The sequence below is a fragment of the Pseudarthrobacter sp. AG30 genome, from assembly GCF_003116525.1.
In the GTDB taxonomy this organism is placed as follows: domain Bacteria; phylum Actinomycetota; class Actinomycetes; order Actinomycetales; family Micrococcaceae; genus Arthrobacter.
Map to the genome: position 1 here is coordinate 1 of NZ_QEHL01000034.1, position 22904 is coordinate 22904.

Here is a 22904-nt window from a genome sequence, read left to right on the forward strand (position 1 = left end):
AAGAGGCAAGATAACAGGGGCATTTGGCGGGTCCGGGAGGATGACCTGGCGGCGTACATTGATGCCGCCTATGAGAAGACAGCGGAACGCATCGCCTCCGGCCAGGTTCCCGATACGGAGGCTGCCGCGGAGGACTGATCCGCGAACGATGAGAACGGTGAAGGCCGGCATCCCTGACGGGTTGCCGGCCTTCTGTTCGTTCCGGTCAGGTCGCCCTTGTCGTGAACCCTTGTGCCGCGGCTGGTGCCATTGCTTGGAACACGCGGGCCTACGGAAGTTGGTGGTGATTAGCGCCGCCCTGCAGCTTGTGGTTGTCACCGCCCTGTACCGGCCCGGGAAGCCCCCTTGCGCCTTAGCAGCCAGCCCCTGGGAGTGGTTCCGTATGTGCCCGGCATGCGGCGCTGTGTAGTCCTGTGTCGTCCCGGCTGAAGAAAACCCGAGCGCTCTTTTGGTGCGTCGGCTGCGGAGGGATTGGACCATGGGGAAGGCTGCCGCTGGTGCGTTACGTCATTCGAGGCTGTGCACATTCGCCGGCCACCAGAGGCGAGGTTCGTGGGTGTGGTGAGCTGGCGTTTGTGTGCAGCCGGTCAGGTGGGTCCCGTCGTGCACATGGGTGCGGGAAAAGCCCGAAGGGTTTTAGCTTTTGCCGTGCCCATGTGCGCGAGGGGCTAGTTCGCCTGTGAGCCGTGTGAGTCTGACGTGCCGGGGTTCTCTACTGGCTTGGCCTGGGCTTTGCGTCGGCGCCCTGAGGCAGCAGGTTCGAGGCCGAGTTTCTTCAGTTCGTCAGGGCTCCAGCCGTCGCGAGTTGCCTTGACGTAGGCGCGCTTGTCGTCCCGTTCTGCGGCGGCGAGCTGCTCTTTGAGGTCGGTGACGCGCTGGCGTGCCTGGACGAGTGCTTCGACGGACTTGATGCGCGAGTCCAGGAGGGCGCGGGCTTGGTTTTTGGTTGCTTCGATGTTCAGCGCGGGCATGGCCTGTCTTGGTCCTTTTCGAGTGGTGGTCAGCGGTCGAAGGCGGTGCCGGCGGAGACTCGGGCGGCAGTCTTTGAGGGTGTCGCTGCCACGGCATGGGCGGCGGTCGTGAGGGCTTCGGTGGTGTGGCGCGGGAAGGAGAGCTGGGCGGTTTTCATTGCTTGCTGGTATTCAGGCGGGAGTGGTTCGGGCGTGCCTGCCCGGTCGTATTCGGCGAGGACTTCCGGGATGGAGGTGCGCTGGTAGGCGCGCAGCAGGTCTTCCGCGGCGGGGATCTCCTGGGCGACCAGATGGGAGATGTCGTCGAGGTGGGGCTGGAGTGCCGGTGGGAGAACGTCGCGGACTGAGTCGACGACCGCCGGGAGGATGGCTTTCTGGTCGCGCGTGAGCGCCCTGTGCTGGATGTGGCGCAGATAGGTCTCAGGTTCCGGCGCGTACTCCTTGAAGAGGGGTCCGCGCGGTTGGGCGTCGGTTCGCTCGGCAAGGGGAGGTGGCAGGATAACCCATGCTGTCAGGCGTTCGGCGCCGAGCCAGATGTGCGCAGTTGATCCGGTGGCGTCCCTGAGGTGCCCGTTAGCGACCTTGTCGATGCAGTTTTGGATTGTCACGGACGGGGCGTCGGCCCAGTCGTCATCCCATTCGTCGCCGCTCTCATGATGTTTTCCGATCAGCAGCTGGTCGGAGACTGCTTTGACGAGGTGCTGGCGTGGGGCCGGCGGATCGACCGGCAGGTCGATCGTGATTTTCCCGCCCCAGATGGCCGCGGCTTCGGGCTCGTAGGTCAGGCTGCCTGATCGCAGCTGGTCGGTGGACGTTTCGATTGGACGCATTGTCTCCCCCTGAGAAAGTGTGTCGTGCCGTACCTCCACCCTAGCCCGACGGCCCGCGTCCATTACGGCCCAACACGCCGCTGACCGCCCGGCTTTCTAGAGCGGAGCAAGCTATACGTTTACACCGGTGTAAGCGGCGTGTCCTGCACGGCTCTTGCGACGGCGTTTGGCACACTGGCTTGTGGGTCCCCGGGTTTCGGGGTCGCTGCGCTGGGCTTTTGACTGCGGGAACTGAGGGTTTGGGGGAGTGCGTGTCTGAGGAGGATGTGCCGCGCTCCCGGCTTTCCCGGCGGCGGCGGGCGAATTCCCCTGCGGGGACGAAGAAGCGCCGCGATGTCTGGGTCACGGCGGAGGAGGAGGCCGCGCTGATCGCGAGGGCTGCCCGGCATAAAGTCACGGTCCCGAACCTGCTACTGAGCGCTGCGTTGTCGGAAGGCTCGGAGACCCCGACAGAGCGTCGGGCGGCAATGGCTGAACTCATGGCGATCCACACGCTGCTGGCCCGGGTGTCGAACAACGTGAACCAGATCGCCCGGCACGCGAACGCCGGCGACGAGTTCCCCCAGGATGCCAAGGCTGTGCTGGCGTATGTGCGTGAGGTTGCGATACGGATCGACCGGACCATTGAGGGGTTGATGTAGGGATGATTCCGAACATCACCCGCGGCTCGAGGATGGCCGGCCTCATGGTGTACCTAGTGTCGACGGATGCGGATAAGACGAAGAACGCGCACACCGACCCGCACCTGGTCGCGGGGGACGCGGCGATCATGGCCTGGTACGACGACGGGGTCCTGGACAAGGACGATGCGGCGGCGATCGCGAAGCATCTGGACCAGCCCCGGAAGGCGTTCGGTGTTGAGGTGCTGCAGAAGGATTTCCGCTGGGACCCGGTGACGAAGGAACGGGTTCCGAACGGGCACAAGCAGGCCGACGTATGGCACTGCTCGCTGAGCCTCCGCGCAGAGGAAGGCGCCCTGACGGATCAGCAGTGGGGCGATATCGCGAACGACTTCGTCGACGCGATGGGCTTCACCGAAGCCAGCGGCAAAGCGCAGTGCCGGTGGGTCGCGATCAACCACGGAACCAGCGAGAACGGCAACCACCACATCCACATCGCCGTGTCCCTCGTCCGCGAAGACGGCACCAAAGCCTCCACCCACGGCGACTACGCCAAATCCCAGAAAACCTGCCGCGCCTTGGAGGCAAAGTACGGGCTGGAAGAGCTCTCCTCGGTGCACGCGACCCGTGGGTACGACCGGGCTGAGAAGGCCACCGCAGCACGCGACCAGCGCGAGATGCACCGGGCCTCCCTGGCGCGGAAGTTGCGGGCCAGCGCCACCGCGTCGGGCAGCGAAGCGGAGTTCGTCCGCCGCGCCCGGGACACCGGGCTGCTGGTCCGCCCCAGGTACGCGAAGGACACCACCGATGTCATTGTTGGCTACTCCGTGGCCGAACGACCGAAGCCGGGGGAGCGGCCCATCTGGTTCGGCGGCGGCACCCTTGCCACCGACCTCCGCCTCGGAGAGCTGCGGCGAGAATGGGCGGACACCCCGCAAGCGGCAACCGAGGCCGCGGCGGAATGGAACGCCGCCGCACGGAACAAACGCAAAGCCAACACCCGCGGGCCGGAAAAGGCTGCCCTGGACCCGCAGCTGTGGGTCGACTACACCCGCAACGCCACCGAACTCGCCGACCGGCTCCGGAACATTCCACGCGACGACCACGCGACCTGGGCCAAAGCAGCGCGTGATGTTTCCGGTGCATTCGCAGCCTGGTCGCACAGGCTCGAAGCGACCCCAGGACCCTTGGCTGCAACCGCAGCGGAACTGGCCCGTACCGCCCAGCTCCGCACACCCCGCGAACACAACAAACCCGTCCCGTTGCCCTCGATCGCCGGCGCCGCGATGTTGTTCATGGCCGCCTCCAGCAAGAACAAGACCGCAGCACAGACCGCGCTGATGGTCCAGCTGATCAACACCGCCTTCGCGGTCTACGAAATGCACCAACAGGCCGGCCGGGCACGGGAAGCGCAGCGCATCCTCGCCGTGGTCGAAACCCAGCTCGCACCGTTCACCGCGACCATGCCCAAACCCACACCCGTCGGAGCGGAACCGCAGCCAGGAGTTGCGGCAGCTGCGCCGCCCCGAGCGGTCGATATCGCCCGGCGCGGCATGGCACCGATCCGGCCCGGCTCTGTCGTTCCCACGACACCCACGCCGGCCACACCTGCAAGAACTGCACCACCTGCACGGCGGAACGCCGGGCCGGGACTCGACCGATAAAGAATCACACCACCAGTGCAAGGGGAACACCATGAGTGAATCAGACGGCATCGACGACGTACTCGACAACGGCCTGCGCCAATCCCTGATGATCGCCGCCCGCGTCGGAGAAACCCTGGCCCGGCGCCGACAGGATTCCCTCCGCGAACGGGAACACCAGGACATCCAGGCAGCGCACGAAGCCCACGCCCGCTACACCGCCGAACGCGCCCAGATGCAGGGCGGACTCGCTCCGATCCACGACGACAAATGGTGGCAGCAGGCACAGCCCAAGGACATCACAATCGCGTACGCACTGGCCGAGGCGTGGAAAGACCACGACCCGGCCGCCCTGGCCGCGGCCGACCGGATCCGCCGCGAGGTGCACACCAGGTACGGGATCGACACCCACGACGTCGGCACAGACGCCACCTACCTGCAATCCGGCATCGAAACCGTCGCCGCGGAACAGGCCCGCCTCACCGCAGCCCAGGAACACGACAAAGCCATGGCACTGGTCGCCGCCGCCCAGGCTGAAGACCTACGGGTCCGGGCGGAAACGCTCGCGCCGGCCATGGAAAAGCATCAGGTACCCGTCGAATACCTGAGCAATGAGGCCCTGGCAGCGGCGCTCCGGAAGTCCCAGGACGCCAAAACCCCTGAGGCCAGCGAAGCTGCCGACGTCATGGTGAAGGAGCGCCTGTACCTGATCGGCAAAGACGGTATCAATGGACCCACCATCGATCAGCTCCGCGACGAAACCACAGCCACGGTCAACGGCGCCAGCGAGGACCACTTCAAAGACCCGGCCTTCGTGAAAGCCGCCCAGGAACTGCACGAAGCCAAACTCCTCGCCGAAGCAGGTTTCACCGGCGTCGGTCAGGATTCCTTGGAGCAGCGGTACGAGCGGGCGGAAACGGAACTCTTCACCCGCATCGAAGGCCTCGGCCGCGAGATCGAGGACCGAGTCACCGGCCACGACAGCGACCACCTCAAAGACCAGGGACTCAAGGCAGAAACAGCATCGACTACCGGATACGGTTCCGCTGAACACCACGAAGCGTTCGCCGAAGCCCTTAAAAACAGCGGCGCGACCGAAACGCAGATCCGCGGCCGCCTCACCGCAGCACGCAGCGAAGGCACACACCCCAGCGCAGCCGTCACCGCGGGCAAAGGGGCAGCAAAGGCCAGAAGAACCCGCACGGGCAAATCGGTGGGCGCTGAACGAGGCAGAAACGGCCTCAGCCGGTAGCGACGAAGCGTAGGCCGGACAATTGCGCCACAAGCTGTGGCGCAATTGCAGGTCGTTAGGGTGGAGTCATGAATTCTTCAGAAATCGACCTGCCGGCAGACTACGCGGAACTGCTGGAGTCCCTGAAGAAACGAGTCCGTAGCGCCAGAACCCAGGCACAGAGGACCGTCAACGCTCTGGCCATTGAGCTCTACTGGTCCCTGGGCAAGGACATCATCATCCGCCAGGATAAGCAGGGATGGGGGAGCGGGGTAATCAACCGACTCGCCGCGGATATGCGGCAGGCCTTTCCAGAGATGAAGGGGTTGTCACCCCGGAACTTCCAGTACATGACGGCGATGGTCCGCGCCTGGGGCGAGGGGGCAAATGTGCCACAGCCTGTGGCACATTTGCCGTGGGGCCACATCCGGACAATCCTCGACAAGGCGGACACCGCCGAGGAGCGCAACTGGTACGCCTCCGCGGCCGTCCAATACGGCTGGTCCCGAAACGTTCTGTTGAACATGCTGATGAACCGCTCGATGGAACGCACAGGGGCGGCGCCATCAAACTTCACCAACCAGCTCGCTGCTGCCGATTCCGAGCTGGCACAGCAAATGGCGAAGGACCCCTACAACTTCGAGTTCCTTGGCCTCTCCGGTGAAGTCGCCGAACGCGACCTCGAAAACGCTCTCACGGGTCGGATCACCGACACCCTGCGGGAACTCGGGCCAGGTTTCTCCTTTGTCGGCAGACAGGTGCACTTCGAGGTCGACGGCGACGACTTCTACATCGATCTGCTGTTCTTCCATGTAGAGCAGCTCAGATATGTTGTGGTCGAGCTTAAAACCGGGAAATTTCAGCCGGAATATGCCGGTAAACTCAACTTCTACGTCGCGCTGGTCGATGACGTATTGCGCCGGGACTTCCACAACGAGACCGTCGGCATCCTCATCTGTGGCACCAAAAACGACCGAAGTGTCCGCTACAGCCTCGGTCGCTCAACTTCGCCAATGGCCGTCGCCGCCTACACCTACGACAAACTCCCAGCCGATGAACAACGTGCACTGCCCAACGAGGGGCACCTCGTTGCAGCCCTCGAATGGGCCGAACCAGGTTCCGAAGGGGCCACTGGCGATTAGAGGGCTGGCCGAACCGCTACGGGCCTAAGTCATGCGCGAAAGCGCGATCGCCCCGAATTGTCCAAAGAAATCTGGACAATTCACGATGTTGGGCCTTTTCCTGTAAGGCCGTAGTGCGGTCGCAGGCCACGTTTGTCGTCGATCTCAAGACTGGCGAGTTCCCAGCCGGAATTTGCCGGAAAACTGGACTTTACGTCGCCCGGGTCGATGTATAAGTTGGCTCATTGACAGTCAACGGCCTACAGACGCTCACTTTGAGAGCGTCGCAAACTTCCGTCAACCGCCGAACCCGTCTTCAGTCATGGCCGTTGCCGCCGCCATGACGTCCTTGGCCCGCATGTCCTTGATGGCCTCAATGGGAGACGTTTCATCCAGCCAGGGATTTGCACCGACAAACCACAACCGGGCAACGTGTTCTCCTTCCACACCCGAAACTGCGGTCCAGGCACGATGGGCCAATTGCAGCCGGGCCTGGGCTCCCGGACGGGGTTCCGGTCCGCCGCTGCGCGCCCACCGGTAACTGATCTTCGGGTCCTTGCTCCCCGCGAGGGTAGCAACCAGCGTAGCGCCGAGTGAGCTGTTGAGTTGCCGAACAATTTCGCGAATGCCCAAGCGGGCGGTGCCGCTGTGGGCCGCACCCACGTCATTCGAGATACTCACGGTCACATTCCCTTCCTTGCTCACCTTAGGCTGAGCGGAATTAGAAAGCCACTAAAAAGCTACCTGGGTCGAGTCAAAGCGGGCGCTCTTCTGTGAGGCGCGACCCCGCGAACCCAGTGAGTCCGGAGAGGAATACCTCGGGTTCCGCGCAGCAGTGGGGCCATGGGCCCCATGGGGAAAGCTCTTGTTGGATAACCTAAGCATGCTTATTATAGGTATGGCCGAAGGGGATCGGTTCTGTGGGAATGGGAAATGCGAAAGACGCGCTCTGCGAGCAGGGCGCGTCTTTCCCGTATCTTGGGTCCGTCCATCGAACCCGGCTATGAGCACGGTGCAACGAGGGAAGAGCACAGGGGGCTTCCGGTCATCGCCGCCTGTGCCACCCAGTGTCAGATTGAGGTCTACGAGTTCGTTGCGACGCCGTAAGTGAAACAGATTGGCAGCCCTATTCTGACGGTTCTCAGAGGGCTGCCTGACGTCAGGTTGGGGTGTACTCCAACCAGACTGCAGATCTACTGTCGACAAGCCCGCGTTGCTAAGGCATTCCCGCGTCCATAAGAGAGCTTGCGGCTACCGCTAGGCCTCGAACCTATCGGACTGGGTGAGTCGTTCGTAAATGCCGCGCAAGTCTTTGATTGCCACCTCAAGGGTTTCGATGGCGTGTTTCGCGTCTTCAGCACCGTCCTTGGCGTTCGCTGGAAGCGATTCATCACCCCGGTAATTGTTCGCGCGGTAAGCGATTTCATCGCGCGCTCGGGTTGCGGCCCCTTGAAAACTCTGGCGCAAGTGGTCCGAGAAAACGAGAACTGTGCCCGACTCGATGACAACCCGCCCATTCTGACGAAGCGTTGCGAGGTCCGTTTCACTCACTTGTTCTGTATCAGCTTTTTGAAAGGTCATTTTTAGAGGGTACTCTCCGGCGGCTCGTCGGGGTTCCGGTTACGTCACAAGTAGCCAGGACATTCAGAATTGCGCCGCGGATGGAGCACAAGGGGCATGGCGGTGGAGTCGTCACCTCGCTGACGTCCCATCTCGGAGACGTTCTACTAAAGCACGCACCTCCTTTCGAACGAACGACGGTAGGCTCTCGACTTCGAAATTGTGAGTCAGGAGCAGGTCCAGGACTGCGGTTTCATCCAAGTCGGGCGTTGTGAAGAGAAGTCCCAAATGGATGGCTGAGGCTCGCGATAACCCGTTTGCAATTAGCGACATGTCGGTCCGCCGCGTAACACCCAGTTCGAGCATTAGCCTGATGTCTTCCATCAGATCTGGCACCTCGGTGCCGCGCCGTGTTGCCTCCGATTTCAGTATGTCCGAGTAGCACGAAAGATATTTTGGGGCTTCAAAGCGCGCGATCTTCTCCACCTGAGCCAGGACCTCCCTGATCAACGTCGGATAGTTCACATCTAGGTTGTTATCCCGCCGGTACTGCGCTTTGTTCTCAATGATCGTTCTGAGTGGCCTTCCTCGCATCCAGTTGATCAGGAGGTTGGCAATCATGAGCCGGTACTGGCCATTTCCGAAAGGGCCACCCAGATGTTCGTCAACAACTGCCAAGGCATCTCTAAAGGAGTCAAGCGCGTCGTCTGCCCTCGGGTCTGTCAGTTGGATCGTCGAGAGGTCGGCCTCGGCGATCGCAACTCGGAGGCGCTCCATGGAAAGAGGGCTCACCCCGAAGTGCCGCGCCACCACTTCGTGGTCTACGGCGATGCCTTCCAACATCTCGGTCACTTTAGAATCCAGATCTTTGGAAGCACCTGCCATCAGATCGAGTCCTGGTATATCGGCGACGCTCCGTCCTCGAATTGATTCGGCAGTGATGAAGCTCAACGTCGATTCCACCTCTGGCCGAAATTCGGTTGAAGGCCCGGTCTTCGGAGCGCCGTGCTCTATGTAGTTGACAATGGCGCTCGGCGCGTCCAGTACCGATTTAGCAGAGATGCTGATTGGCATTCTGACACGATCGGTGGGTATGTTCTTCCATGCGCCCGATTTATCGGTGTCGATGCAGAAAATGTTCCCCTGGAATTCTGCTCCCCACCTGCCGGCCCTCCCGGCCAGATTCCAGAAGTCGGAAAGCGTCATGTCATTCTTGCTGCCCTTTTTCGGATTTCTTATGAAGATGTTGCGACACGGAAGGTTGACTCCTTCCAGTAAAGTGGAGGTGCATGCCAAGTACTTAATATTGCCTTTCTTGAATTGCTCTTCGATGCGCAACTTGAGGCTCAGCGGTATGTCACCGTAGTGGAAGGCCACACCTCGCCGGACGTAGGAGGCCAGCAAGTAATTTTCGTGGACTGTCTCGCGAATGAACTCACTCAAGTCTGCGAGTTCCTCCGAGTGGCCCTCCGCTTCCGGACCCAGAAGATTGTAGATCTCCCTGGCGTACGACTCAGAGTCGGAGGGGCGGTTCGCGTATATGAGATTGCCTCCATCGCCGCCGAGGGCGTGGGCCAGGCGCGGAAGCTTTTGCCCTTGCAGCGGGACATCCGGGAGTTCGAGCGACCCCAGGAGGTGCTCTTCGCCCCTGTAGCGGTTACGCAGGCTATATTGCCTTGGCTTACGCGGAATCTGATTTACATATATAAGATTTTGGGTAACGGTAACGGATTCACCCGTGATGTGCTGGCCAGGTTGGTTCCCGGTTACTGATTGAATCAAGATTTCTGGATTATCTGAAAGTGGGCTCGCAAAAATAATTTGTGCCACTTTATTCCTGCTTGCGCATTCCGAGATGACCTGCGACATCAGAATCCCGCGTGAGCTGCTGCCAATATTCTGCGCTTCGTCGACGAAAACGAGATCTGGACTGAAGTCGCCAATGCTCGTCAGATGGATGTGAAGACGCTCTTGCGTGAACACGAACACTGAAGCGCTGGGAGCATCAGAGTGTTGAAGATTCCAGGGAAGGGTCTGAACAGTGAAATCTGGACCGATTTCGGCGCGCAGCCCGGTGCTAACCTCTTCGATGAGTGCACGCGTGGGGGCCAGATAGACGATTTTGGCGTCCGGGTTGCGCGTGAGGCACTCCTTGATCCACGTGCGCACTATGAAGGACTTGCCTGCCGAAGTGGGGGCGGAGATACTTAGCCACCCGGAGTCCTGCGCCCGGTCCCAAAAGTCTTTTTGGAAGCTGTTCAGTACAAAGGAACTATCAGACGATTCGATCGTGAGCTCGGAGACTCGTGCACTGGCGTCCAGCCGCAGCTCAGGGGGAGCGCCGTGCAAGTCCGTGAGATCGATAATTCTCTTCTTACCGGCGAGCTCGGCAGCTCGGACGTTCCCTTCACGTTGAAGTAGAAGAAGTGCTGCCGCCTTTTGCTCGCTGGTCGTAGAGTCACCTGCTAGGAGACAAGACTGGGCAACTCGCAGGACGGCTTCGCTGGCCGATTCCCGCTCGTATGCTGTAAGAGCGCTGGCGCACATGAGCGCAAAGTTCCAATTGACCGGCGCCACGCTTGGCCCATCATCGAGCATGTCCAGCTCTTGTCTCAGAGTCAATACGGCAGCGCTCGAAAGCGAGTTCTTGAAGCCGGGAAGCGCGAGCACTTGATCCACAAAATCCACGGGGGTTGTCATCAATCCTTGGCCTTCTTGATCTCAGGAACCGGAATGTCCAATGTCGACAAAATGGTGTTCCGAAACATTTGGGCTGATGGAACCGGCACTAGAAATACTTCAATTTCGATCTCTTGGAGGTTTTTAGCAGACAACCTGGTATTGATCTTCGCAGACCAGCTTGCGAGGCTGGCGTCAATGGCCTCCTGCACGCTGTCAAGATCGTGCGGGAGCCTAGGGTAGCTAGCAAGGTCGAAACCAATCACACAGGCCCCCCGGGCTTCAACATTGACTGAATCTTCGCTTTCCTGGTCAAAGAACCGGAGAAGTCTGAGTTTCACTTCTTCGTCGGCCATATCCAAGTAGTGCATAACAAGCCACTGGTCCCGACGGATAACCTCCCAGTCCATGCGTAGGAACGGCTCCAAACTATCGAAGCAAGCCGTAAGAGCCTTTCCGACATCCTCGTACATTTTTGCCTCGCCCCAGTACAGCGCAAGATTACCGTTTTGCTCGAGGGCAGCATGCACAGCGTCGGCGCCGTGCACGTGCACATTCTCAGAAGTTTTCAATGACATCTTCGTCATCAATTGCGGGACTTTGAGGATGTTCTCCAGGAGGGCGAAGAGGAGCAGCTCTGACCCCTCACCGGTCATAGGCTGGGCTCTCGCAAAGGTCTGTCTAGCTCGACGATAAAGCCTGTTGTTAGCGGCCACCCTTTCATCCTCTGGAAGGTTGTTCAGAGCCTTGATGTCCGATCGAGGTATGCAGAAAAAGACAATCTGGTCGGCCAGCACCTCAGCCAATTGTGATAGTCGGACGTTGCCTGAAGCGTCACTGAGTATGTAGTGGGTCCGCACTGTGGTCTTTGTGCCTGGAAGAAGAGTGGGCGGACCATGGTGAAGGGTGGACCCGAACAGCTTGGGATTGTCGCGGGCCATGTTAGTGAGTGCCCTGGCAAGGTCATAGTCTGAGAGGGTGCCAATCATGCTGCTCCAACCACAGTGCGATTTCCACGATGTGCCCCCGGCGGACGATCGCGAGTTTCCAAGTCACAGCAGGCAGGCCGCATCCCCAATTTTCCCCTTATCCCTTGCCTAGCAAAGGTCTGTCAGGCCAAGCTGTATTGCCTCGCACTATGCGAATGTTACTTGCATTAGGTGTGCACTTTTTGCACGCGTCGAAAATGAGAAGGATGGCAGCCAGTGCACATGCTCGTAGGACCCGAGTCCAGGCACGATGCTCGCACCTTCTATCGTGCCTACTCAGCGACAATTAGATTATGAGTGCACCCCTTAACGGCGAAATAGCCGCAGCCATTGGACAGTTTTTCTTCAAAGGCGATGGGCCTTCGCACTCAGTACTTACGCAGGCCTTTGTAGCCGCCGCGTTATCGGAACATGACCCTTACAACCCCGCGGCCCAGACCCCAAACAAGCAGCAGCGCGTACTCGCTGTTTGTCGGGCCGGAGCGCGTAGAGCCGCCAGCGCTCGAAAGCTCACTGAGGAGCTACTCGACGCGCTTCGGCTTTACGGTAGCTTCAGCTCCTCCGAGGATAGGCCGAGGGTCAATGACCTGCGCTCGGCGTTGACACATGCCGGCTGGGGGTTATCGGAGGATGGGCGGCTGGAGCAGCTGGGCAAAATCGACCTTGATACCGGCGGGCGCCCAGCTTTGAACGAGCAGCTCGAACGGCTGCGTAGGAACATAGACGATCCAGCGGCGTTGCTCGGAGGTGCCAAAGAACTGATCGAGGCAATCGCCAAATTCGTCCTCGAGGAAGGCGGTCTGTATCCAGACCCACGCATCCCTTTCCCCGGCCTCGTTGACCTGTCATTCGAACGATTGGCCCTACTTCCTGCGGTCGTCAGTGACTCCGCGGAGGGAACAAAACAGATCCGCGAAATCTACAGGTCTGCTAAGAAGACAGTCATTGCCGTCAATGAGCTGAGGAATCTTCAAGGTACGGGGCACGGCAGAACACTTCCTACCGGCGTAACAACGGAAGCTGCGCGCTACGTCATACGCGAGGCAACGCACGTCGCCGAGCTAATGCTCACAACTCATGATCGTCAAATGGGGAGATGAGCACCCCACCAGGTTCCGGTGCCCCCGGTGCACGTTTCCGGCGTAGGGCAACTGCGCTTTCACCGGTAGGCCTTGGAAGTCGGATTGAAGAGGCGGTGGCCGCTTGCGAGGCGGCCACCGCGAAATGAACTCTTCGTTGGTTCCAAAGGGGCGTTAGACAGTTTCTGCGACTACGGCTGCATGACCGTGTCGTGCATTTGCTGACTATGGCTGGCGGCCGCTGGACGCTGCAATAGTCTCACGACTTTACAAATCCACGCGTGGCTCCATCCAATGTTTGGAGCCCGTGGGGCCAACTGGCGTCTTTGTCGGAGATGATGGTTCAGGCAACAGTTCGAAAGCAGAGGCTGGGAGCCATGGCAAAGTACGAAGTTGGAGAATTCACCTTCCACACGAAGCGTGAGGGCCGGGAACTCCTCAAGTCCGTTTTGGAGGCGCTCGATGCCGGAGAACGAGTCGCGGACTCGTTCGTGTCTAATCTGCTCACCGCCTTAGCCAGGGAGCACTCCGAGGCAGCCGACAAGATCGGCGAAGGGATCGAGTACTGGGTTGTTGCCTCGAACAAAGACCTTGGATACACATCGAAGGGCTTCCGCGCCAAGCAACGCGGCCGGGACGAACTGGTCCTCTTTAGCTACACGGACGTCCTAAGTCCACCGAAGCAACAAGCGTTGGTGGCAGAGGCCCTGACTAGAGAGGCTTTGGAGATTACTCGCCAATTCCGTGCAGATGCATTTGCCAGCGGTCCAGTGAAGTGTGCTTTGACTGCCAAGGAAATCCCGGAGAAGACCATGGCCTATGCCGTGCACCTAAATCCGCCGAGAGCGCAGCTGCACCAGACGTTCCTGGCGTCTGAAGGACTAACCTACGAAACCGTGGAGATAATCAAGCACCCAGCTGAATCCGGGTTCCGACTGGCGGACCGCGATCTTGCTGAAAGGTGGAGGAAGTTTCAGAACGAACACTCGGATGGGTTGGCGATCGTCCTGCGTCGCGAGCGTTAGGCCCCAGATAGAGCTCTCCTATTTCGGCCAGTTGCGCTTCTTCGGCTTCAGCCCACAAATGGTAGGCTGAAAGAGGGGTTAGTTGAAACTTCAACTAACTTACTTGACGTAACATGGGTTATCGGCTCCTTGAAACAGGCAGGGGAGTGCCTCCAGAAGGGGCTATTTCCTGCCAACGTCCGGGTGGTTTTTCTTCGGAATCCTGGTGGATCGGAACTGCTCAGCCAGCGCACGGTTCACAGCGGGGACGTCCAGGAAGGCCGCGTCAAAAGGCGCATCAGATCCGGTCATGTCGGCAACCCAGGCGGAGTGCTCGTCGTGGTCAGGATGCGACGGATCGGCCAGCGCGTCCATGATCTCCTCGTAGCCGGGAAAACCTCCGGAGTCTTCCAGGGGCCCGCGCCGGGAGCCGTCGACAAGTCGGGCATGCGGACTGTCCGCGTATGCGGGCCGGCGTGAAACCAGCTCGAGCCGGTGAAGCCAGCTGTCACCGAAGTCGTATTCGTAGAATGCTTCGCCCGAGCCCAGTGCGAGCAGCTGATCCAGGGAGCAGTCCTCCTCGGGCGTGTCGCCCGGTTCTTCGCACTGCTGCCGTGGAAGCCACTGCGGGACTTCCGGAAATTCGTTGTCGACCGGCCGCAGCGGCGCGAACGGGTCGCTTGTTACGAACCTGTGCAGGTGCGCGTCCTCCCAGCCATATGCTGCCTGCAGGACCTGGTGTATCTGACCTAGAGTCAGCGAGCCCCGGAGCTCGAATCGACGCCAAATCTCAGGCGTACTGTCGACCAGCGCCACGCGAACCTCCAGGACGGAGTCCTGTCCGATACCCGTCCCGGCCTCAAATTTGTCCATGGCAACCATTTTTGCAGGCCTCACGGGCCCTACTAAGTAGGAAGCATGACCTCTCCCCCAGCCTCGGCCAATAGCTTGACGAAAGATGAATTATCGGCTCTTAAACAGCGGGAGTGGAAGTGTCTGCGAGAGCCCGCCTATTGACGAGTGGCACGTTTAGCTCACTCCATCTGCGCACAAACGTGCCGTCATGGCTGCGGCCCCGCCCGTAGAACCCCGGGGGCCGCAGCCATGAAATGTCTTTCTGCCTGATTGGCTCAGTTCTCCTTCCGTAACAAGGTGGCGTGCTGGTTTCTAAGCTTTCGGAGCAAGCTCGTCAACGACGGCGCTGGCTGCTTGGTCGACTTGGTTTACCGGGACATGGGCTGCCGTTTTGCCCCGTAGACGCAGGGCCCAGTTCGCAATTACGGCGGGATCGGTCGGCCGGGTAAACAGACTTCCAGCGATGTAAGTGACAAGGCTGGCTGCAAGTCCGACGTAAATTGGCTCATTGGCGTAGATGTCGCCTGCAGTCACCATCACGGTGAGCGTTGCGATGGTTCCTGCCACCATGCTGGCCAAGGCGCCGGCGTTGGTCCCCCTCTTCCACAGCAGCCCGCCGATGATGGCCACGAGCAGGCCGCCGACGAGGATGTCGTAGGCGATAGTGAGTGCGGCGAGAACGTCTTTGACGCCACAGGCGATGATGATTGTGAGGATGCCGAAGCCGAGGATGTAGTAGCGCGAATGCTTCACTTCGTCGTGTTCGCTGTTGCCGCCGGGCTTGGAGTGTGACTTCTTGCGTAGGGGTTCCACGATGTCTTCCTTGACCACGGTCGCGGCGGCGATGAGGGCACCGCTGGAGGTGGACATGATGGCTGCCAGCGCGGCCGCCAGGACCAGACCTGACAGGCCGACAGGAAGCGCAAACTGGGCGATGGCTGGGTAGGCCATGTTCCGGGTGGCCAAGTCCGGCAGCAGGGCTTTGGCCCCCATGCCGATGATTGCTCCGGCGATGCCGTAGAGGATGCAGTACACGCCGGCCGACGTTCCTGCCCAGCGTGCCACTTTGTCGGTGCGTGCAGTAAAGACGCGCTGCCAGATGTCTTGGCCGATGATGATGCCGAAGAAGTAGACGACGAAGTAGGTGACTATGGTGTCGGTGCCAATGGTCGTCAAGGAGAAAGCGGATTCGGGAAGCGCTTTTTGCAGACCGCTCCAGCCGCCGGCCTTGTTCAACACGGCAGGAAGCAGCAGTGCGAATATCCCTACGGTCTTGATGATGAACTGCACGATGTCTGTGAGCGTGATGGACCACATGCCGCCGAGGAATGAATAGGCGACCACCACGGCGCCACCAATGATGATGGCAGTGATTTGGTTGATGTCGAACAGGACTGTGAATATCGTGCCATAGGCGATGGTTGATGTAACTGCCAGCATGAGTGTGTAGACCGCCATGACCGCCCCGGAAATCAGGGTTGAACCGCTGCCATAGCGCAGTTCGAGCATCTGGCTAACGGTGTAAATGCCAAGTCTGTTGATCTTTCCGGAGAAGATCAGGCTGAGGACCAGGATGCCGAGGCCCGTGAAGAACACGTACCACATACCGGAAATGCCGAACTGGTAGCCCAGGCCGACTCCGCCGATTGTGGATCCGCCGCCCAGGACGACCGCCGCCATTGTTCCTGAGTAGAGGAAGGGTCCCAGCCGGCGCCCTGCGACGAGGAAGTCCGAGCGGCTCTGCGCCCGTCTCTTAGCCCAGATGCCTATACCGAGCATCCCTGCGATGTATATGACGATGATTGCCAAGTCCATGTTTGCCTTCCAAGTGGTGCCGGCGAGTGGTCTCCAGACGATCCACCTGCCGCGAGTAAACGGAGAAGGGCCATCGGCCCGAAGAAGCTCTTCGATTGAAGATCAATCTGATGGCCAAGACCGTAGCATGTGGTGTCGATCACGGGCAAGGGTTGTATGTGGCGTTAAATTCGCGGTAAATTGATCATCAATACTTAATTCACAACCGAAGGAGTTCCGGTGATTGAAAACTATGGAGAGTACCCGCGCATCAACAGCGGCGGAGTTGAAGGGCAGGTCGACGCTGCTGTCGCCCCTCGCTTTGCGGGTCGGGCTACTTTTGCGCGGCTGCCCGAAATCAGGGACGTCCAGGACTACGACGTCGCCTTGGTGGGACTGCCCTTTGATTCCGGCACCACATTCCGCTCAGGGGCAAGGTTTGGTCCTAATCACGTCCGCGACTCGTCCCGTCTAATGCGGCCCTTCAATGTCGCCCTTGAAACCACACCCTTCACCGACGTCCAGGTCGCAGACGCCGGTGATGTTGCACTCACGCCATTCGATCCTGCTAAGGCTGTTGCAGATATGCAGGTAGCAGCCGAGCGGCTCACTGAAGGGGGCCGACGGCTGGTTGCCCTCGGCGGCGACCACACCTTGTCTTTGCCCATGCTCAGGGCTGCCGCTAAGCAGCACGGGCCTGTCACGCTGGTGCACTTCGACGCCCACCTCGATACGGTCGAAAGCATTCTCGGCTGCGAGATCAACCACGGAACGCCTTTTTACCGGGCATCCGTCGAGGGGCTCATAAACACGGAAACGTCCGCCCACGTGGGGGTGCGGGGATCGTTCTATGATCCTTCCGACCTTGAGAACGACGTCAAGGCAGGCTTCAAGATTTTCCCCGCCCACGACCTCGCTGAGGGCCGCCTCTCCGACATGATCGCATCACTGCACGAGCGCGTGGGTGACTCCCCCGTTTACCTGTCGATCGACATCGACGTTCTCGAGCCGGGCATCGCGCCCGGGACGGGGACCCCCGAGCTCGGGGGACTTCTGGGACGCGAACTGCTCGCTATCATCCGTAGCTTCCTTGGGAAAGATGTGATCGGAGGTGACGTAGTGGAAGTTTCTCCCGCTTACGACCACGCGCAGATTACGGGCCTCGCGGCTGCACACGTGGTCTACGAAATGGTCAGCGTGATCGCGGAAAACCATCGTCGCGGGCTCTGGAACCGAGCCGGCATCGATGTCCCCGCCGTAGCTTCGCTCTAGGCGGGCCCAAGGCCGGCCCTGGCGGTGCCTCAACTGACGCAGGGCCGGCCTTTAAGATTAGGCTAGCTTTCAGGACTTAAAGGAAAGGAAGGCGAACCGGTGTGATTGCCGCACGTTCTTCCCAGGTGGTTTCACGGCTTCAGCAGGAGATCCTTGACGGCACGTTTCCCCCGGACAGTCCCCTGAGGGAGATGACTCTCGCCGAACGGTACGCCGTCTCCCGACGAACAATCCGGGAAGCGCTCCTGGTGCTCAGCGACCAGGGTCTGGCGGTTCATCGGCACAACACGGGAGCGGTTGTCCGTTCGTTTGGTGAGGATGACATTTCGGACCTTTACCGTGTTCGTCGGATGCTGGAATGCGAGGGCGCACGGTGTTCCTCCGGGGCTGCCGAATATCTTTTGGCGGCGGTGCAGGAGGCATTCGGCAAACTCGAGCTCGCGTCACATGAGGGCGTCTGGTCGGTCGATCTCGCCCGGGCCGACATGGCTTTTCACGGGGCAGTTATCGCACTGAGCGACAGCCCGCGGATCAATGAGTTTTACGGGCGCATTGGATCCCAAATGACATTTGCCATCACACTCCTTCAGCAGAGTGAACAGGCCAACGCAATTAACTCCCACAGCATCGTGGCTGAGCACCGCGCCATCCTGGATGCAGTACTAAACCGTGACGTGTACGGAGCACAGCGGCTGATCTTGGAACATATTGCCACGCATGAAGGAACATTGCTCTCTTTGGTCACCGCTTCCGGCCGCAGGGGACGTTCAGCCACGCGGTCCGGGGAGCAGGAGCCCGCCGCTGTAGGCGCCGGCCTGTACGCCTAGGCTGAGAGAAGTCCCATGCGGCCGTCCGCGCCTGTTGGTGCGGGCGGCCGCATTCTTGTTGTCCCGGGTGCGTCAAGGTACCGCCGCGGCTGCATCTTAGCAGACCCAGAAGCCATCCAGGGAAATCCTGAGCCCGTGTTTGGGAAGTAGCATTCGTGAAGCATCCGGTGGCCTGCAGGAGGACCAAAGTCTGCTTTCAGGCAGAAAGTATCTGTTAGCGCCCGTCCCTGGGTCGTCCCATGGTCTTGTTGATAGGCCGGACATGGACTGCAGCGGCGGGGACGGATTATCTGGGGGCGAGTGCGCGCTTAGCCAGATTCCGGGCGAAGTCGTCGTTGTTCACCTGGAGTAATTGCTCCAGCGCCTGATGCGCGCCGTCCATGCGGGTACTCGCGTATCCGGCGCGCGTGCCGTTACTCCGGGCCTCCCAGACCGCGGCATTAACGGCAAGCCTGGAGATGGCGGCAGGCAGGACGGCGCGGGTTTCGGCTTCTGTCAGTGGAAGGACTGAGGTCCATCCAGAAACCACTTCACCGAGGGCGGCGGGAGCGTCGGAAACGTTTCTGGCCGCATAGGCCCCTGCCACTGCCAGTTCAGCGACACGGTACCCGTAAACCATGTCCCCAAAATCGAGGACACCGGTCACGCCACGGCGTGCGTCCCCGGTCGTTCCAATCAGCAGGTTCGAGTCGTGCAGGTCGTGATGTACGACGGACCTGGGAAGCTCCGGCAGCAGGGGGACCAGGAGACCCTCGAATCGTCGCAACGCCTCACCCGCAATCTTGGCAGAGTCCGGGCCAAGAAGGGGCATCGATTCGTCAATGGATTGAGCGCTGCGGCGCAGCTCCCACGGATGCGTCGCTTCTGACGGAGGCAACTCGTAATCCTGCAGCCCTACGCTGACGCGGGCCACAAGGCCGCCCACTTCCCTGAGCAGGTCATCGTCGATATCACTGATGTCTTTTAACGGCGGATCCTGGATCCACTCGGAAACCTGCACCAGCACCGGGCGGCCGGACACGGTGCTGGCATGCAGCAGTTCGCCATCGGCATCGACTAGTACTCCAGGGACAGGAATGCCCCGGTTCCTAAGGTGATCCATCGCCGCCGTTTGCCACCGGAAGATCAGTCCGTCCTGCCCCGAAGCCGCCAGGACCTTCACTGCAAGCACCTGCTGGGCCACCTCAACCCGGCACACGGTGGCAACTTCACCACTGACATCCCGGATGCTGCCGCCTTCTCTGCCATACCCGGAACGCAGTAGGGAGCGAACGTCGTCGAAACTCACGTCCAAAACCTCAAGAGTCATATGTGCTCCAATATTGATCCTCAAAAAGCCATTCGGAATGGCTATAATGTCATAGATTGATCATCAATTCTAGGAGAATGTCATGAGCGATAGCCTCGTAGGCAACACCAGCGTCAGTCCCATGCACATGGTGAACAGCTTTGACCCCACCCGGCCCGGACAGCTGAGCGAGGCGGACGAGAAGCTGCTGGCCCGGCGAAACGCTTCGATGGGATCTGCTTACCGGCTCTTTTATGAACGCCCCGTCCACTTCGTCCGGGGTGAGGGTGCATTGCTGTTCGATGCGGAGGGAAACGACTTCCTCGACGCCTACAACAACGTTCCGGTCGTCGGTCACTCGAATGAGAGGGTGCGACAAGCGGTCACCGCCCAGCTGGGACAGCTGAACACCCACACCAGGTATCTCACTGATGACGTGGTGACGTACGCCGAACGGCTTACCGCTCTTTTCCCGGCACCGCTGAACCAGGCCATCTTCGCTTGCACCGGCAGTGAAGCCGTTGATCTTGCCGTCCGTATCGCGCGCAGGGCGACCGGACGCACCGGGATCATCGTGACACGGCACGCGTATCACGGGACGACAACACTGACCGCCCAAATTTCACCCGCCCTCGGCCCAAACAACCAAATCCCCGCCGAAGTCGCATTGGTGGATGCCCCGGATTCCGTGCGTGACCCGCAGGGCGAAGGCGCAGCCCTGTTTGCCCGGCGAATCGACGAAGCGGCGGAGGCGCTTGAAAAACGCGGCATCAAAGTGGCCGCGATAATTGTCGATTCCATCTTCTCCAGTGACGGCCTCCAGACGCAGCCCCTGGGGTTGCTCAAGAGCGTTGCCGACCGTGCACGGGCCCACGGCGCTCTGTACATCGCCGACGAAGTCCAGCCCGGCTTTGGCCGTACCGGCCTGAACTGGTGGGGCTTCCAGCGACACGATGTCGCGCCGGACATGGCGGTGCTCGGTAAGCCAATGGGCAACGGCCTTCCTATCTCCGCTGTCGTAGGACGAGAAGAACTCTTCACTGAATTTGGCCGAAAAGTACGGTACTTCAACACCTTCGGCGGAAGCGCCGCCAGCATCGCCGCTGCATCCGCAGTTCTGGACGAGCTTCAGGACCGGGAACTGCTACAGCACTCAGAAACTCTAGGCCTTGAACTTCTGGACGCTGTACGCAACCTGACCAGTGAGGATTCCGGCATCGCAGAAGTCCGCGGCGCCGGTCTTTTCCTTGCCGTGGAGTTCGTTAACCCGGACAACTCACCGGACCCCACACGGGCTGCCTACGTGGTCAACGCGATGCGGGAACGCCGAATCCTGATCAGCGCATCCGGCACGTACGACAACGTCCTCAAGATCCGGCCGCCGCTGGTCTTTCCCCGTTCGGCCACCGGCCGGCTTCTTGAAGGTCTCAACGAAAGCATCATTGCCTCCCGGACGCGCGGCGGACGGCCCTAGAACTCTCACTTATCCCCCTGTATCAACGACGATGGGAATTACAATGTCCATTTCTGTCCTGCAGGAGATTGCACTCCTCGAGGAGGTTCCAACCGGCTTGCTTATCAACGGTGAGTGGCGTGGCGCCGCGTCGGGCAAGACGTTCGATGTCGAGGATCCCGCCACCGGGAAGGTGCTGCTGAGCATTGCCGACGCCGGTCCGGAGGACGGCAAGGCGGCCTTGGACGCTGCCGCTGCGGCCCAGGAATCCTGGGCGAAGGTGCCCCCGCGTGAGCGCGGTGAAATCCTCCGCCGGGCGTTCGAGCTGGTCACCGAGCGGGCCGAGGACTTTGCGCTGCTGATGACCCTGGAGATGGGCAAGCCGCTGGCAGAAGCCCGCGGTGAAGTCACCTACGGAGCCGAGTTCCTGCGGTGGTTCTCCGAGGAAGCCGTCCGGGCCTTCGGCCGGTACTCGGTTTCCCCGGACGGCAAGTCCCGGCTGCTGGTGACCAAGAAGCCGGTGGGCCCGTGCCTGCTGATCACGCCGTGGAACTTCCCGCTGGCCATGGCCACGCGCAAGATCGCCCCGGCGGTGGCCGCAGGCTGCACCATGGTGCTGAAGTCCGCCAACCTGACGCCGCTGACGTCCCAGCTGTTCGCCGCCGTCATGCAGGAGGCCGGCCTGCCCGCCGGGGTCCTGAACCTCATCCCCACCTCCACGGCCGGAGAGACCACCGGGGCCCTGATCAAGGACTCCCGGCTGCGTAAGCTCTCCTTCACCGGTTCCACCGAGGTGGGCCGCCGGCTGCTCTCCGATGCGTCCGGAACTGTGCTGCGTACTTCCATGGAACTGGGTGGCAACGCCCCGTTCCTGGTTTTCGAGGACGCGGACCTGGACGCGGCCGTGACCGGTGCGATGCTGGCGAAGCTGCGCAACATGGGCGAGGCGTGCACCGCAGCCAACCGGTTCATCGTGCACGAATCCGTGGCCGCCGAATTCGCGGAGAAGTTCGCGGCGAAGATGAAGGACATGACCACCGCCCGCGGCACCGAACCCGAGTCCAAGGTGGGCCCGCTGATCGATGCCAAGAGCCGGGACAAGGTTCACGAACTGGTCTCCGACGCCGTCGCCTCCGGCGCGAAGGCGGTGCTGGGCGGGGCACCGGTGGAGGGCCCGGGCTACTTCTACCAGCCCACCATCCTGTCCGGCGTCTCCGAAGGCACCCGTATCCTCTCGGAGGAGATCTTCGGGCCCGTCGCCCCGATCATCACCTTCTCCACCGAGGACGAAGCCGTGCGGCTGGCCAACAACACCGAATACGGGCTGGTGGCGTACGTCTTCACCAAGGACCTCAACCGAGGCCTCCGGATGGGTGAGCGGCTCGAGACCGGCATGCTCGGCCTGAACGCCGGCGTGATCTCCAACGCCGCCGCACCGTTCGGCGGCGTCAAGCAGTCCGGCCTCGGACGTGAAGGCGGACTCGAAGGCATCGAGGAATACCTCTACACCCAGTACATCGGCATCGCCGACCCCTACGCTGGGTAGCATAACCCGAAGTATCTCTCGCCTCAGGCCAAGGTTCCGGAGGGTATGGCCCGGGGCACGCGCTGAGGCGGCTGCACATTTCGGGGTTGGTGGAGGGCTGTTACCGATGGCCCTCACGGCAGACCAGTGGGTCCTTCGTGGT

Annotated in this window: 19 protein-coding genes; 10 read left to right on the forward strand and 9 right to left on the reverse strand. The window is 60.8% G+C overall.

The annotated features are described in order from the left end of the window. Positions 1-668 precede the first annotated feature (668 nt). Both DC347_RS20015 and DC347_RS20020 read right to left on the reverse strand, forming a co-directional pair. A complete protein-coding gene (locus DC347_RS20015; protein ID WP_109864220.1) occupies positions 669-971 on the reverse strand; it encodes a hypothetical protein in 303 nt (100 codons plus the stop codon). A gap of 29 nt (positions 972-1000) precedes the next feature. Continuing rightward, the gene (locus DC347_RS20020) at positions 1001-1801 is read right to left on the reverse strand and encodes a hypothetical protein (RefSeq protein ID WP_109864221.1); all 801 of its coding nucleotides are present in this window, start codon (positions 1799-1801) and stop codon (positions 1001-1003) included. Between the two features lie 251 nt (positions 1802-2052). Here DC347_RS20020 and DC347_RS20025 point away from each other — a divergent pair, with 251 nt between their 5' ends. From DC347_RS20025 to DC347_RS20040, 4 genes are all read left to right on the forward strand, one after another. Then, complete coding sequence (locus tag DC347_RS20025) at positions 2053-2442, forward strand: MobC family plasmid mobilization relaxosome protein (RefSeq protein WP_165838091.1); 390 nt, start codon at positions 2053-2055, stop codon at positions 2440-2442. A 2-nt stretch (positions 2443-2444) separates the two neighbouring features. Continuing rightward, complete coding sequence (locus tag DC347_RS20030; protein WP_109864222.1) at positions 2445-4085, forward strand: relaxase/mobilization nuclease domain-containing protein; 1641 nt, start codon at positions 2445-2447, stop codon at positions 4083-4085. A 31-nt stretch (positions 4086-4116) separates the two neighbouring features. Then, a complete protein-coding gene (locus DC347_RS20035) occupies positions 4117-5316 on the forward strand; it encodes a hypothetical protein (RefSeq protein ID WP_109864223.1) in 1200 nt (399 codons plus the stop codon). Positions 5317-5384: 68 nt separating this feature from the next. Continuing rightward, positions 5385-6437: a YhcG family protein gene (locus tag DC347_RS20040; protein ID WP_109864224.1), complete on the forward strand. Its 1053-nt coding sequence runs from the start codon at positions 5385-5387 to the stop codon at positions 6435-6437. A 276-nt stretch (positions 6438-6713) separates the two neighbouring features. Here DC347_RS20040 and DC347_RS20045 read toward each other — a convergent pair whose 3' ends face one another. The 4 genes from DC347_RS20045 to DC347_RS20060 all read right to left on the reverse strand — a co-directional run bounded on the left by DC347_RS20045 (position 6714) and on the right by DC347_RS20060 (position 11644). Continuing rightward, positions 6714-7097, reverse strand: a complete 384-nt coding sequence (locus DC347_RS20045) for a hypothetical protein (RefSeq protein WP_109864263.1) — start codon at positions 7095-7097, stop codon at positions 6714-6716. A gap of 576 nt (positions 7098-7673) precedes the next feature. Next, the gene (locus DC347_RS20050; protein WP_109864225.1) at positions 7674-7997 is read right to left on the reverse strand and encodes a hypothetical protein; all 324 of its coding nucleotides are present in this window, start codon (positions 7995-7997) and stop codon (positions 7674-7676) included. A 111-nt stretch (positions 7998-8108) separates the two neighbouring features. Beyond that, a complete protein-coding gene (locus DC347_RS20055) occupies positions 8109-10676 on the reverse strand; it encodes a DEAD/DEAH box helicase (RefSeq protein WP_109864226.1) in 2568 nt (855 codons plus the stop codon). Continuing rightward, positions 10676-11644, reverse strand: a complete 969-nt coding sequence (locus DC347_RS20060) for a DUF1837 domain-containing protein (RefSeq protein ID WP_109864227.1) — start codon at positions 11642-11644, stop codon at positions 10676-10678. The genes DC347_RS20055 and DC347_RS20060 overlap by 1 nt, the downstream gene beginning before the upstream one ends. 293 nt (positions 11645-11937) lie before the next feature. Between DC347_RS20060 and DC347_RS20065 the strand changes: the two genes are divergently transcribed. Then, on the forward strand, positions 11938-12744 hold the full coding sequence (locus DC347_RS20065) for an abortive infection family protein (RefSeq protein ID WP_109864228.1): 807 nt from the start codon (positions 11938-11940) through the stop codon (positions 12742-12744). Positions 12745-13100: 356 nt separating this feature from the next. Beyond that, on the forward strand, positions 13101-13748 hold the full coding sequence (locus DC347_RS20070; protein ID WP_165838092.1) for a DUF3223 domain-containing protein: 648 nt from the start codon (positions 13101-13103) through the stop codon (positions 13746-13748). Between the two features lie 162 nt (positions 13749-13910). Here the strand turns inward: DC347_RS20070 and DC347_RS20075 are convergent, their stop codons facing one another. Continuing rightward, the gene (locus tag DC347_RS20075) at positions 13911-14600 is read right to left on the reverse strand and encodes a plasmid pRiA4b ORF-3 family protein (RefSeq protein WP_240617880.1); all 690 of its coding nucleotides are present in this window, start codon (positions 14598-14600) and stop codon (positions 13911-13913) included. A gap of 294 nt (positions 14601-14894) precedes the next feature. Beyond that, positions 14895-16397 carry a sodium:solute symporter gene (locus DC347_RS20080; RefSeq protein WP_109864231.1) on the reverse strand — a complete coding sequence of 501 codons (1503 nt, stop codon included), beginning with the start codon at positions 16395-16397 and terminating at the stop codon, positions 14895-14897. Between the two features lie 219 nt (positions 16398-16616). On the opposite strand from DC347_RS20080, the gene speB reads away from it, so the two are divergent. Together speB and DC347_RS20090 are read left to right on the forward strand one after the other, a co-directional pair. Beyond that, positions 16617-17648 carry an agmatinase gene (speB, locus tag DC347_RS20085; RefSeq protein ID WP_240617881.1) on the forward strand — a complete coding sequence of 344 codons (1032 nt, stop codon included), beginning with the start codon at positions 16617-16619 and terminating at the stop codon, positions 17646-17648. A 101-nt stretch (positions 17649-17749) separates the two neighbouring features. Then, a complete protein-coding gene (locus DC347_RS20090) occupies positions 17750-18475 on the forward strand; it encodes a GntR family transcriptional regulator (RefSeq protein ID WP_109864232.1) in 726 nt (241 codons plus the stop codon). A 286-nt stretch (positions 18476-18761) separates the two neighbouring features. Here DC347_RS20090 and DC347_RS20095 read toward each other — a convergent pair whose 3' ends face one another. Continuing rightward, complete coding sequence (locus DC347_RS20095) at positions 18762-19763, reverse strand: phosphotransferase (RefSeq protein WP_165838093.1); 1002 nt, start codon at positions 19761-19763, stop codon at positions 18762-18764. A 103-nt stretch (positions 19764-19866) separates the two neighbouring features. Between DC347_RS20095 and DC347_RS20100 the strand changes: the two genes are divergently transcribed. Next, the gene (locus DC347_RS20100) at positions 19867-21237 is read left to right on the forward strand and encodes an aspartate aminotransferase family protein (protein ID WP_240617882.1); all 1371 of its coding nucleotides are present in this window, start codon (positions 19867-19869) and stop codon (positions 21235-21237) included. A 43-nt stretch (positions 21238-21280) separates the two neighbouring features. Further along, positions 21281-22762, forward strand: coding sequence for an NAD-dependent succinate-semialdehyde dehydrogenase (locus tag DC347_RS20105; protein WP_109864234.1), 1482 nt, complete (start codon positions 21281-21283; stop codon positions 22760-22762). The last annotated feature ends 142 nt before the right edge of the window (positions 22763-22904 follow it).

What these genes read in the sequence shown, in the direction of transcription:
- DC347_RS20015 (WP_109864220.1), bottom strand. Translation starts at nt 971, where the DNA reads ATGCCCGCGCTGAACATCGAAGCAACCAAAAACCAAGCCCGCGCCCTC.
- DC347_RS20020 (WP_109864221.1), bottom strand. Translation starts at nt 1,801, where the DNA reads ATGCGTCCAATCGAAACGTCCACCGACCAGCTGCGATCAGGCAGCCTG.
- DC347_RS20030 (WP_109864222.1), top strand. Translation starts at nt 2,445, where the DNA reads ATGATTCCGAACATCACCCGCGGCTCGAGGATGGCCGGCCTCATGGTG.
- DC347_RS20035 (WP_109864223.1), top strand. Translation starts at nt 4,117, where the DNA reads ATGAGTGAATCAGACGGCATCGACGACGTACTCGACAACGGCCTGCGC.
- DC347_RS20040 (WP_109864224.1), top strand. Translation starts at nt 5,385, where the DNA reads ATGAATTCTTCAGAAATCGACCTGCCGGCAGACTACGCGGAACTGCTG.
- DC347_RS20050 (WP_109864225.1), bottom strand. Translation starts at nt 7,997, where the DNA reads ATGACCTTTCAAAAAGCTGATACAGAACAAGTGAGTGAAACGGACCTC.
- DC347_RS20055 (WP_109864226.1), bottom strand. Translation starts at nt 10,676, where the DNA reads ATGACAACCCCCGTGGATTTTGTGGATCAAGTGCTCGCGCTTCCCGGC.
- DC347_RS20060 (WP_109864227.1), bottom strand. Translation starts at nt 11,644, where the DNA reads ATGATTGGCACCCTCTCAGACTATGACCTTGCCAGGGCACTCACTAAC.
- DC347_RS20065 (WP_109864228.1), top strand. Translation starts at nt 11,938, where the DNA reads ATGAGTGCACCCCTTAACGGCGAAATAGCCGCAGCCATTGGACAGTTT.
- DC347_RS20070 (WP_165838092.1), top strand. Translation starts at nt 13,101, where the DNA reads ATGGCAAAGTACGAAGTTGGAGAATTCACCTTCCACACGAAGCGTGAG.
- DC347_RS20075 (WP_240617880.1), bottom strand. Translation starts at nt 14,600, where the DNA reads ATGGACAAATTTGAGGCCGGGACGGGTATCGGACAGGACTCCGTCCTG.
- DC347_RS20080 (WP_109864231.1), bottom strand. Translation starts at nt 16,397, where the DNA reads ATGGACTTGGCAATCATCGTCATATACATCGCAGGGATGCTCGGTATA.
- DC347_RS20100 (WP_240617882.1), top strand. Translation starts at nt 19,867, where the DNA reads ATGAGCGATAGCCTCGTAGGCAACACCAGCGTCAGTCCCATGCACATG.
- DC347_RS20105 (WP_109864234.1), top strand. Translation starts at nt 21,281, where the DNA reads ATGTCCATTTCTGTCCTGCAGGAGATTGCACTCCTCGAGGAGGTTCCA.